The 10294-nt window shown below is 63.9% G+C and carries 13 protein-coding genes and 1 tRNA gene; 6 read left to right on the forward strand and 8 right to left on the reverse strand.

What is annotated here, in order from left to right:
* On the reverse strand, positions 1–1356 hold the full coding sequence (hmgA, locus tag L879_RS0117975) for a homogentisate 1,2-dioxygenase (RefSeq protein ID WP_027315142.1): 1356 nt from the start codon (positions 1354–1356) through the stop codon (positions 1–3).
* 136 nt (positions 1357–1492) lie between these two features.
* Between hmgA and L879_RS0117980 the strand changes: the two genes are divergently transcribed.
* Both L879_RS0117980 and rraA read left to right on the forward strand, forming a co-directional pair.
* Positions 1493–1927, forward strand: a complete 435-nt coding sequence (locus L879_RS0117980; protein ID WP_027317315.1) for a MarR family winged helix-turn-helix transcriptional regulator — start codon at positions 1493–1495, stop codon at positions 1925–1927.
* 111 nt (positions 1928–2038) lie between these two features.
* Positions 2039–2527 carry a ribonuclease E activity regulator RraA gene (rraA, locus tag L879_RS0117985; RefSeq protein ID WP_027317316.1) on the forward strand — a complete coding sequence of 163 codons (489 nt, stop codon included), beginning with the start codon at positions 2039–2041 and terminating at the stop codon, positions 2525–2527.
* 244 nt (positions 2528–2771) lie between these two features.
* On the opposite strand, the gene L879_RS0117990 is transcribed toward rraA, so the two are convergent.
* Together L879_RS0117990 and tgt are read right to left on the reverse strand one after the other, a co-directional pair.
* Positions 2772–2847: transfer RNA gene (locus L879_RS0117990), tRNA-Lys, on the reverse strand.
* 139 nt (positions 2848–2986) lie between these two features.
* Positions 2987–4168, reverse strand: coding sequence for a tRNA guanosine(34) transglycosylase Tgt (tgt, locus tag L879_RS0117995; RefSeq protein WP_027317317.1), 1182 nt, complete (start codon positions 4166–4168; stop codon positions 2987–2989).
* Between the two features lie 396 nt (positions 4169–4564).
* Here tgt and L879_RS0118000 point away from each other — a divergent pair, with 396 nt between their 5' ends.
* Positions 4565–5737 carry a GGDEF domain-containing protein gene (locus L879_RS0118000; protein ID WP_027317318.1) on the forward strand — a complete coding sequence of 391 codons (1173 nt, stop codon included), beginning with the start codon at positions 4565–4567 and terminating at the stop codon, positions 5735–5737.
* 6 nt (positions 5738–5743) lie between these two features.
* On the opposite strand, the gene queA is transcribed toward L879_RS0118000, so the two are convergent.
* From queA to coaD, 5 genes are all read right to left on the reverse strand, one after another.
* Entirely contained in the window at positions 5744–6820 is a 1077-nt protein-coding gene (queA, locus tag L879_RS0118005; protein ID WP_027317319.1) for a tRNA preQ1(34) S-adenosylmethionine ribosyltransferase-isomerase QueA, read from the reverse strand.
* A gap of 63 nt (positions 6821–6883) precedes the next feature.
* The gene (locus tag L879_RS0118010; protein WP_027317320.1) at positions 6884–7351 is read right to left on the reverse strand and encodes a peptidylprolyl isomerase; all 468 of its coding nucleotides are present in this window, start codon (positions 7349–7351) and stop codon (positions 6884–6886) included.
* Between the two features lie 52 nt (positions 7352–7403).
* On the reverse strand, positions 7404–7838 hold the full coding sequence (locus L879_RS22215) for a UCP034077 family protein (RefSeq protein ID WP_051435421.1): 435 nt from the start codon (positions 7836–7838) through the stop codon (positions 7404–7406).
* Positions 7835–8383, reverse strand: a complete 549-nt coding sequence (locus L879_RS0118020) for a peptidylprolyl isomerase (RefSeq protein WP_027317321.1) — start codon at positions 8381–8383, stop codon at positions 7835–7837. The genes L879_RS22215 and L879_RS0118020 overlap by 4 nt, the downstream gene beginning before the upstream one ends.
* A 30-nt stretch (positions 8384–8413) precedes the next feature.
* Complete coding sequence (gene coaD, locus L879_RS0118025) at positions 8414–8914, reverse strand: pantetheine-phosphate adenylyltransferase (protein WP_027317322.1); 501 nt, start codon at positions 8912–8914, stop codon at positions 8414–8416.
* A gap of 40 nt (positions 8915–8954) precedes the next feature.
* Here coaD and L879_RS23790 point away from each other — a divergent pair, with 40 nt between their 5' ends.
* The 3 genes from L879_RS23790 to L879_RS0118035 all read left to right on the forward strand — a co-directional run.
* On the forward strand, positions 8955–9110 hold the full coding sequence (locus tag L879_RS23790) for a hypothetical protein (RefSeq protein WP_154664261.1): 156 nt from the start codon (positions 8955–8957) through the stop codon (positions 9108–9110).
* Between the two features lie 24 nt (positions 9111–9134).
* Positions 9135–9731 (forward strand): hypothetical protein, encoded by a 597-nt coding sequence (locus L879_RS22990; RefSeq protein WP_051435422.1) that lies wholly within the window; start codon positions 9135–9137, stop codon positions 9729–9731.
* A 334-nt stretch (positions 9732–10065) separates the two neighbouring features.
* The coding region (locus tag L879_RS0118035; RefSeq protein WP_027317323.1) for an IS630 transposase-related protein at positions 10066–10294 on the forward strand (229 nt) is incomplete at its 3' end.

Here is a 10294-nt window from a genome sequence, read left to right on the forward strand (position 1 = left end):
TTATCTCTTATTTGGGTTGAAGTGTTTTTTGAGTTTGTGTCCGTATGCGGCGTAGTCTTTCTGCAGGGCGTCGGTCGCGGCGGCGAAGGCGGTGACCTTCTGCGGAAAGCGCGTCTCGAACATGAAGGCCAGCGTGCCCTCGAGCTTGTGCGGCTTGAGCTCCACATGGCTCGCCTTCTCGAACGCATCCACGTCCGGCCCGTGCGGCAGCATCGTGTTGTGCAGCGACATGCCCCCGGGCACGAACCCGCCCCCGGTCTTGGCGTCGTACACCCCGTAGATCAGCCCCATGAACTCGCTCATCACGTTCATGTGGTACCACGGCGGACGGAACGTGTTCTCCGCCACCAGCCAGCGGTCGGGGAAGATCACGAAGTCGATATTGGCCGTGCCGGGCGTCTCCGACGGCGAGGTCAGCACCGTGAAGATCGACGGATCCGCATGGTCGTACAGGATCGGACCCACCGGCGAGTAGCGCCGCAGGTCGTACTTGTAGGGCGCGTAATTGCCGTGCCAGGCCACCACGTCGAGCGGCGAATGCCCGATCTCCGCCACCCACAGCACCCCGCCCCACTTCACGTACATCTTCGACGGCGCGTCCTTGTCCTCATAGGCCGCCACCGGGGTCAGGAAGTCGCGCGGATTGGCCAGGCAATTGGCCCCGATCGGCCCGCGCTCCGGCAGCGTGAAGGCGCCGCCGTAGTTCTCGCACAGATAGCCCCGCGCCGGCCCGTCGACGAGTTCGACCCGGATCTTCACCCCGCGCGGGATCACCGCGATCTCGCCCGGCTCGATGTCGATGATGCCGAACTCGGTCCACAGCCGCAAAGCGCCCTGCTGCGGCACGAACAGCAGCTCGCCGTCGGCATTGTAGAAATACTCGTCCGCCATCGAGCGGGTGATGAGATAGACATGCGCGCCCATGCCGGCCTGGGAGCCGGCATCGCCCGCCGTGGTCATGGTGCGCACGCCCTCGAGGAACGACACCGGCGCGGCCGGCAGCGGGATCGGGTCCCAGCGCATCGGCGCGATCGGCAGCTCGACCTCGGCCGCCGGCGCGGTGCGCCACAGGCCGATCTCGGCCTTGGTGAACTGGCCCCAATGGGTCACCGTCGGGCGGATGCGGTAGAGCCAGGAGCGCTCGTTGGTGGTGCGCGGCGCGGTGAACGGCGAGCCGGAGAGCTGCTCGGCATACAGGCCGTAGGCGCATTGCTGCGGCGAGTTGCGCCCGATCGGCAGCGCGCCGGGCAGGGCCTCGGTCTCGAAGCCGTTGCCGAAGCCGGACATGTAGCCGGGCTGGAGCGCGCTCTCGAGGGGCGCGGCGGCCTGCGGCCGGGATGGGTTCTGGACGTTCATGGACCTGACCTCCTCGGATCGGGGCTGGGAGCGCGACGGGGGCCGTGGGCCGCCGCCGAAAACGGGGGAGCCGCGGTTGCGCCCGCGGCCCGCAATGGTTACAGACGTAACCGTCGATTTTGTAACTAACAAGCGCATGACCGAGCTCGCCCTCGAACGCTTCCTGCCCTACCGGCTCAACCGCCTCGCGGCGGCGGTGTCGCAGGAGTTCCGCGCCGTCTACGGCCCGCATCACGACCTGACGATCCCGGAATGGCGGGTGCTGGCGACGCTCGGCCAGGCCGAGGCCCTCGGCGCCACGGCGATCGGGCGGCATTCGGCGATGCACAAGACCAAGGTCAGCCGGGCGGTGCGGGCGCTCGAGGAGCGGCGCTGGCTCGCCCGCCGCGAAAGCCCCGCCGACCGGCGCGAGGAGATCCTCAGCCTCACCCCCGCAGGCCGGCGCGCCTACCGCGCCATCGTCCCCAAGGCGCTCGCCTTCGAACGCCGCATCCTCAACGCCCTCGGCCCAGACGCAAAAAACCTCCTCACCGCAATCGCAAAACTCGAAAATATCTTCGAAGAAACGTAAGACTCTTTGCGCAATCCGAATCCGGATCAACGCCCCGCATGACTGTACGGATCCCGTCCGATTGCGTAGCGATGCCCTTTGTCAGGATATTCTCGATTCGCGGTGTGAACGATGAGCGGTTTCAAGACGGCCGATCTTTGCGATGAATTCCCGGGAGAGCTGGAGGTCTGCCTCACGCAGTTCCGCACATTCGGCGGGCGCCGCTCCTTCAGCGGAAAGATCGAGACCGTCAGCACGTTCGAGGATGTCGGGCTGGTAAAACAATGTCTCGAACAGCCTGGGCACGGACGGGTTCTGGTCGTGAATGGAGGGGGTTCGACCCGGGCGGCCCTTCTTGGCGATCGCCTCTCGACGAAGGCGATGGAGAATGGATGGGCGGGCATCCTTGTTTTCGGCGCCGTCCGCGACTCCGAGATGCTCGCAACGATGGATATCGGCGTGATGGCGCTGGGCACTGTCCCGGCACGCGGTTCGTTTGAGGGCGCAGGCACTATTGGAACATCATTCGAGATCGGCGGCGCTGAATTTGCAAAAGGCCGGTTCGTTTACTGCGACACCGACGGAGTCGTCGTAAGTTCCCGCAGGCTGCACGACCTCTGACATCCTCCCCGCGAACAGATCAAAGATCGCCATTGATCGCGACCGTACGGAACGCTCGCTTCCTGGTTTCGATGACGCATGCTTTCATCTGAGTGAAAGGATGCCCTGTGGGCCGGTTTCGCTATGTCAGCGCCCCCATGGTCCGCAGGCAGTCGATGGAGAAGACCCGACCGCAGCCCCGAAACCCATCCAAAAACTAATCCGAGATGGAGGGCAAGGGAGCCGGCGAAGCCCTTGCGAATGGTGGTGAGCGCGCTGGGACTCGAACCCAGGACCCTCTGATTAAAAGTCAGATGCTCTACCGGCTGAGCTACGCGCTCCCAGAGGTGAGGCCCGAGATAGGGGGTCTCGGGCCTCAGGTCAATCGAAAAGCCCCGCCAGGGAGCCTCAATCCTCAGTTCCCGGGCCGGAAAGCCGAGCTTTTGGGGATTCGGCCGAAGCCTGGGCGAAATCCTGGGCTCAGCCCTCCGCGGTCATGGCCATGTTGTTGGCGTGCTGGCCGATTTCCGCCTTGCTGTCTCGCTCGCCCTTGGCCCAGCCTTCCTTGACCTCGCCGATATAGCTCTCCAGTCGTCCCTCGGCGATCGCCTTGCGTAAGCCGGCCATGAGCTCCTGGTAATAGGCCAGGTTGTTCCAGGTCAGGAGCATCATGCCCAGAATTTCGTTGGAGCGGACGAGATGGTGCAGATAGGCGCGGGAATAGGTGTTGGAGGCCGTGCACTTCGATTCCGGATCGAGCGGGCTCGTATCCTCGGCGAAACGGGCATTGCGCAGGTTCATGCGGCCGTGACGGGTGAAGACCTGGCCGTGGCGTCCGGCGCGCGTGGGCATGACGCAGTCGAACATGTCGACACCCCGCCGCACCGCCTCCACGATGTCGTCCGGCGTGCCAACGCCCATAAGGTAGCGGGGCTTTTCCGCCGGCATATGCGGCTCGACCGTTTCGATCATCCGAAGCATCACCTCCTGCGGCTCGCCCACGGCCAGCCCGCCGATGGCATAGCCCTTCAGGTCGAGGGCAGCGAGTTCCCTGGCGCTCTCGATGCGCAGCCGTTCCACGGCCCCGCCCTGGACGATGCCGAACATGGCCTTGCCCGGCTGCTCTCCAAAGGCCACCCGGCAGCGCTCCGCCCAGCGCAGGGACAGGCGCATGGCCTTCTCGGCCACCTCGTCGGTGCAGGGCAGCTTCACGCATTCGTCGAGCTGCATCTGGATGTCGGAGCCGAGGAGGCCCTGGATCTCGATGGAGCGCTCAGGCGTCAGCACGTGTGTCGAGCCGTCGATATGGGACTGGAAAGTCACGCCCGTCTCGTCGATCTTGCGCAGGGCCGACAGGGACATGACCTGGAACCCCCCGGAATCCGTGAGGATCGGATAGGGCCAGTTCATGAACTGATGCAGCCCTCCGAGCCGGGCCACCCGCTCTGCGCCGGGGCGGAGCATGAGGTGATAGGTGTTGCCGAGCACCACATCGGCGCCCAGGGCCTTTACCTGATCCGGATACATGGCCTTCACGGTGGCCGCGGTGCCGACAGGCATGAAGGCAGGAGTGCGGATGACCCCGCGCGGCATCCGGATTTCCCCGGTGCGGGCCGCTCCATCGGTCTTGGTGACGGTGAAGGTGAATTGTTCTGTGGTCATGAGGGGTCCTGAAAAACCTTTGGCGTCTTATCTCCGATCACGCGCGGGAGGGGAAGCGTCAGGAACGACGACTTATCGCGACAAGATTCAATCCGCCATGCAACCGATTCCGGCAGGAGCAAAATATTCCACATCAGATCTACTAAAGAGAAAGCTCTGCTTTTTTGCCCAATAACATTGCGCCGACAAAAGCTTATCGTCCTTGACAAGATGTCTCTAAAAGACCAATATCGCTCAATAGCCAAGTTAACCCGGAGAACTATCGTCGCGACAGCCCGCGACAAGCAGTGTAACGCAGCATTCATCATGACAATATAACTTATCTTTACGTCATCCGACATGCCTGACGAGCAAGATCCTGCTTCGCATCGGGGAGTGTCGGAAGGGGCCCCCTGCATGAGCGGCAATCAGCTGATAGCGATCCTCAGTCCCACGATCGGCGCTATTTTCACGATCTTCCTGCTGCCGTTATGGCTCAGCAACCGCTCCCGTTCCTACATTCTGTATTTCATCGGCACATTTGCGCTCTACACCCTGGCGGCTGCCTCGCAGCTTCGCTTCGTAGCCGGCGATACCGGCCCCATTGCCCCACTGACACCCTTCTTCTACCTGGCTTGCGTCATCCTCCTGGCCGAAGGCTGCCTGAAGAGGGTCAGCCGCCGGCTGAATTACCCCCTGACGGCAATCGTTGCCGCCGCCGTTTTCATCGGCGTCTGCTATTACTTCTACATCGATAGAAATGTGGCGGCGCGGATCTATGTCGTCAGCACCGGCTGCGGGGCGATCCTCGTAAACGCGGCCTATCGCCTGCGTCCGTCCCGGTCGGATTCGCTCATCACGAAAACCATCTTCTGGATCTTCGTGATCATGAGCATCCAGATCCTCCTTCGCCCTCTCGTGATCGGTAATCCGTGGTCTCCGACGGTCGATACGGGCGCTTTGCAGACCTCCTCGTTCTGGCTGACCTTCAATTTCTCCCTGATCATCTCAGCCGTCTTCATCGGCCTATCTCTACTGGCCGCCATCGTGCTCGACATGACTGCCGACCTCAAACAGCAGAACGTCGTTGACGCTCTGACCGGGGTCTACAACCGGCGCGGTTTCGATGAGGAGGCTTCCCTCGCACTTGGGCGGGCAAGCGCCCAGCCGGTCAGCCTCGTGCTGTGCGACATCGACCATTTCAAGAGCATTAACGACACTCACGGCCATCCGAGGGGCGACGGCGTGATCAAGGAGCTTGCCTCGCTTCTCACCGCCCATGCGGGCAAGAACGCGATCGTCGGGAGGATCGGAGGCGAGGAGTTCGCCATCCTTCTCACCCGTTCCACCGTGGGTGAGGCACGCGCTTTCTCGGAGAGCGTCCGCGCCCTTTTCGAGGCGTCCGGGCAAGCGGCCTTTCATGGATCGCAGATGACGACGGCCAGCTTCGGCATCGCCGCCCACCGGCCTGGCGAAAACCTCCAGCCGTTGATGGACCGTGCCGACGAACTGCTTTACGACGCTAAGAAAGCTGGCCGAAACCGCATCTGCACGGAGGATGGCGTGATCGCCTTCCGCGCATCGGCCTGAGAAGCGTTACGCGCGGAAAAGCAGGCTCGCGTCCCCATAGGAGTAGAAGCGGTATCCCGAGCCGATGGCATGGGCATAGGCCGCTTTCATGCAATCGAGCCCTGCGAAGGCCGAGACCAGCATGAACAGGGTCGAGCGCGGCAGATGGAAATTGGTCATCAGCACGTCCACGGCCTTGAAGCGGTAGCCGGGTGTGATGAAGATCGCGGTATCGCCGGAGAAAGGCGCGATGCTCCCATCCTCCTGTGCGGCGCTCTCCAGGAGGCGGAGCGACGTGGTGCCGACCGCCACGATCCGCCCTCCCCGCGCCCGCGCCTCGTTGAGCGCCCGCGCGGTCTCCTCCGACACCGAGCCCCATTCCGCATGCATGCGGTGCTCGGTGGTGTCCTCAGCCTTGACGGGCAGGAAGGTGCCCGCACCCACGTGAAGGGTCACGAACTGACGGGCAATGCCGCGCTCGTCGAGGCGGCGGAAGAGGTCTTCCGTGAAATGCAGGCCGGCGGTCGGGGCCGCTACGGCCCCCTCGTCCCTGGCATAGACGGTTTGGTAATCGGTGCGGTCCTTGTCGTCGGTGCGGCGCTTGCCGGCGATATAGGGCGGCAGCGGCAATTCCCCGAGCCTGGCGATGGCCTCGTCGAGATAGGCGCCCGAGAAGGAGAAGCGGAGCGCGACATCGCCCCCCTCGCCTTTCTCCTCCACCTCGGCGTCGAGCCGCACGAGCTCGCAGGCGCTGCTCTCGGACGCTTCGCCGAAACGGATGCGGTCGCCCACGTTGAGCTTCTTGGCGGGCCGCGCGAAGGCACGCCAGCGGTCGGCGCCTTCGCGCTTGTGCAGCATGATCTCCACGCGCGCGGCGGTGTCCTCGCGCATGCGCAGGCCATAGAGCCGCGACGGAATGACTTTGGTGTTGTTGAGCACCAGCACGTCGCCCGGTCGCAGCAGATCCGGAAGGTCGCGCACGATGCGGTCCTCGAGCCCGTCCGGCGGACGCACCACGAGCATGCGCGCAGCGTCCCGCGGTTCCACGGGGCGGAGCGCGATGCTGCTTTCAGGAAGTTCGAAATCGAAGAGATCGACGCGCATGGGATTCTGGCCGTCACCCCGGGCCGCCTGTGCGGAATCCGGGGCGACGGTTCATCGCTGTGGTTAAGCCACGTCCGCCGCGACCTTCATGGAGACGATACGGTCGGGATCGCGCACGGGCTCGCCGCGCTTGATCTTGTCCACGTTCTCCATGCCTTCGGTCACCTTGCCCCAGACGGTGTATTGCTTGTCGAGGAAGCGGGCATCGTCGAAGCAGATGAAGAACTGCGAATTGGCGGAATGCGGATAGTTGGTGCGGGCCATGGAGCAGGTGCCGCGCACATGCGGCTCGGCATTGAACTCGGCCTTCAGGTCCGGCAGGTCGGAGCCGCCGGTACCGGTGCCATGCGGGCAGCCTGTCTGGGCCATGAAGCCCTCGATCACCCGATGGAAGGCGATGCCGTCATAGAAGCCCTTGCGGGCGAGCGTCTTGATGCGTTCCACATGGCCCGGAGCCAGATCGGGGCGCATCTCGATGACCACGCGGCCCTTGGTGGTTTCGAGAATGAGGGTGTTTTCCGGATCTGCCATCGGGATCTCCTGTGCTGGCTGTGTTCGACTGAAAAACGAAAACTCTGCCCGCTCACATAGGCCGGGTATCGACGAAACGGAAGGACAAGACGCGTCCGGCGACGGCGCGTCCCAAACTTTCCGTGAAAGGAAGCGGCGTGCAGCGCTCGAACGCCTCGCGCACGGCGCGGGTGAAAGGCTCGCGCAGCTCGGGTTCGGAGCCCTCCTTGTAGTAGGTGATCCGAGGCTGGCCCAGCACCTCTCCGGTGCTCTTGAAGCTGAGCCTGACGGTCACTTCCTGGCCGGAGAACCCGCTGCCTGCGGGCGGGCGCCAGCAGGCCTTTATCGCCTGAAAGATATCGGCGATGCGATCGATCCTGCGTGCGTCGGCGCGCGGCTGGACGGGATCCGCCAGCTCCTGCGCGGCGAGCGGAGGGGCGACGATCGCCATCAGCAGAAGCGCGGCGGCCCACCGCCGCGCTCCGCCGTATCCGGCCGGACGAATCACTTGGCGTCGGCGGCGAGCTGCATTTTCACGATCTTGTCGGGGCCCGAGACCATGCCGTTGGCGGCAGGGTTGCCCTTCTTGATCTTGTCGACCACGTCCATGCCGGACACGACCTCGCCGAAGAGCGTGTACTGGCCGGTAAGCGGGCCGCAGCCGTCATAGCAGATGAAGAACTGGCTGTTGGCGGAGTTCGGGTCCTGCGCGCGGGCCATGCCGACCGAGCCGCGCTTGTACTGGGTCTTGGTGAACTCGGCCGGGATATTGGGCAGATCGGACTTGCCGGTGCCGGTGCCGGTCGGGTCGCCCGTCTGGGCCATGAAGCCCTCGATCACCCGGTGGAACACGACGCCGTCATAGAAGCCGCGCTTCGTCAGGGCCTTGATCTGCTCCACATGCTTGGGAGCGAGGTCGGGACGCAGGCGGATGGTGACGCGGCCGTCCTTCGTGTCGAGGAAGATCGTGTTCTGCGGATCGCCGGTCTGCTGAGCGGCTGCGGGAACGAGGCCTGCGAGCACAATCGCTCCGGCTGCGAGCAAACGCTTCATGGGTGAGTGTCTCCTGTGGACGATGAAACTTTATGGCCGCCTGAATTTGGTCTTCAGGCGCTCGGCGACAAGCCCCGGCACGAAGGCCGAAACGTCACCGCCCATCCCGGCGATCTGCCGCACGAGCGTGGCGGTGATGGGGCGAACGGCGGGCGAAGCCGGGAAGAAGAGGGTCTGGACCTCCGGGGCCAAGGTGGCGTTCATGGAGGCCATCTGGATCTCGTAGTCGAAATCCGTGCCGTCGCGCAGCCCCCGCACGATCAGGGTCGCGCCGTGGCGGCGGGCCGCCTCGACGGCGAGGTCGTTGAAGGTCACCACGTCCAGCGCGACACCCCGGGTCTGGAGCAGCGGCCCGCAGACCTCGCGGAGCATGTCGGCCCGCTCCTCGGGACTGAAGATCGGCGTCTTCGAGGAATGGATCCCGATGGCCACCACGATCCTGTCCGCCACGCTGCAGGCCTGGCGCAGGACGTCCAAATGGCCGTTGGTGACGGGATCGAAGCTGCCGGTATAGAGGGCGGTGCGTGTCATAGGCTCAAGGCGTAGCCGGATTGCCGTCCACGAGCAAGCCGTGCGTTGGCACACGGCGGGCCGGACATGGACGTGGAATATTCCGTCTCGCCTAAAGTCCAGGTTTCAGGAGAGCCGCATGGTCTTCCGTCTCTGCATCGTCTTCGCCACCGCCGTCGCCGTCTTGAGCCCGGCCGCCCTCGCGAGCCTGACCTGAACCCGGCCCTCGGTGAGATCGGCGATGCAGCATTTGGGAACGATGGCCGGCCTGGGGCTGCTACTGGCCGCAAGCCCCGGCTTTGCCGATGAATTCACATGCCTGGGCCCCTTCGCCAGGGATACGGATCACAAGCGTCTCATGGCAGCCTTCGGCCCCGACCATGTGCGCTTGGAGACGGTTCAGGAGCCGGAAGGCATGAAATCCAAGGCCAGCATCGTCTTTCCGGAAGATCCCGCCAAACGCCTGGAAGTGGTCTGGCGCGACGGGAAGAGCCTGCGCCACCCCATCAGGATCGACCTGGTCGGTTCGGACTGGTCAGCCCCTAAAGGGCTGCGGGTCGGCGCATCCATCGAAGAGGTCGAGAAGGCGAACGGCAAACCTTTCGTTCTCTATGGCTTCGAATGGGACTATGGCGGGACTGTCGCGGGCTGGAACGGTGGAGCCCTTGGCCATCTTCCGGGCGGCTGTGCCCTCTACCCCGTCTTCGAGGCCGAAGACACGGCCTCCGACGACGTCCTCGACGCCGTCTCGGGCGACGCCCGCTTCCCTTCGGATTCACCCCTCATGAAAGCCGCCCAGCCGAGGATCAGGAGCCTCGCGCTGCGTTTTCCGCATTGATCGCTCGAACCGTCGACCTGCTGACGTAGGCTCTGCGTCTGACAGCCATTCGATACTGTCGGACTTAAACACTTCTTCGACCAAATGCCTCGTTCGAAAAGTTTCCGAAAGTTACTGTCTGCATGGCGGCCCATGACTCTCTTCTGCAACCTTGATACGCTGCCCTTCCTGCAATGGGGGGAATGATGTCACGCTTTTTACGCATGATCGGCTCATGGAGCCTCTATCTCGTTCTGGTTCTAGAGCAAGGGCAATTCTGACGGAATCGTTTGGACTATACGATGTGACGGCTTCGTGATTCACTCATCTTGGCCCTCTTTGGAGGAGATGAGCGATGACCAAGTCCTACTCGTTGGACCTTCGCCGCCGCGTGGCGCGCTTTGTCGAGGCGGGGCACTCCTGTCATGCCGCTGCCCGGCACTTTGACGTGTCGGTCGCCTTCGTGGTCCGGCTGATGGCTGCCTATCGGGACACCGGCAGCCTAGCGCCCAAGCCGGAGGGCGGCTGGCGCTATTCCAAGCTCGACCCGCACCGCGAGTTCCTCATCCGCCGTGTGACCGAGA

Origin of the sequence: Microvirga flocculans ATCC BAA-817, assembly GCF_000518665.1 — a bacterium.
In the GTDB taxonomy this organism is placed as follows: domain Bacteria; phylum Pseudomonadota; class Alphaproteobacteria; order Rhizobiales; family Beijerinckiaceae; genus Microvirga; species Microvirga flocculans.

Coding starts and splice junctions, on each gene's coding strand:
- hmgA (WP_027315142.1), bottom strand. CDS start 1,356: ATGAACGTCCAGAACCCATCCCGGCCGCAGGCCGCCGCGCCCCTCGAG.
- L879_RS0117980 (WP_027317315.1), top strand. CDS start 1,493: ATGACCGAGCTCGCCCTCGAACGCTTCCTGCCCTACCGGCTCAACCGC.
- rraA (WP_027317316.1), top strand. CDS start 2,039: ATGAGCGGTTTCAAGACGGCCGATCTTTGCGATGAATTCCCGGGAGAG.
- tgt (WP_027317317.1), bottom strand. CDS start 4,168: ATGACCACAGAACAATTCACCTTCACCGTCACCAAGACCGATGGAGCG.
- L879_RS0118000 (WP_027317318.1), top strand. CDS start 4,565: ATGAGCGGCAATCAGCTGATAGCGATCCTCAGTCCCACGATCGGCGCT.
- queA (WP_027317319.1), bottom strand. CDS start 6,820: ATGCGCGTCGATCTCTTCGATTTCGAACTTCCTGAAAGCAGCATCGCG.
- L879_RS0118010 (WP_027317320.1), bottom strand. CDS start 7,351: ATGGCAGATCCGGAAAACACCCTCATTCTCGAAACCACCAAGGGCCGC.
- L879_RS0118020 (WP_027317321.1), bottom strand. CDS start 8,383: ATGAAGCGTTTGCTCGCAGCCGGAGCGATTGTGCTCGCAGGCCTCGTT.
- coaD (WP_027317322.1), bottom strand. CDS start 8,914: ATGACACGCACCGCCCTCTATACCGGCAGCTTCGATCCCGTCACCAAC.
- L879_RS22990 (WP_051435422.1), top strand. CDS start 9,135: ATGCAGCATTTGGGAACGATGGCCGGCCTGGGGCTGCTACTGGCCGCA.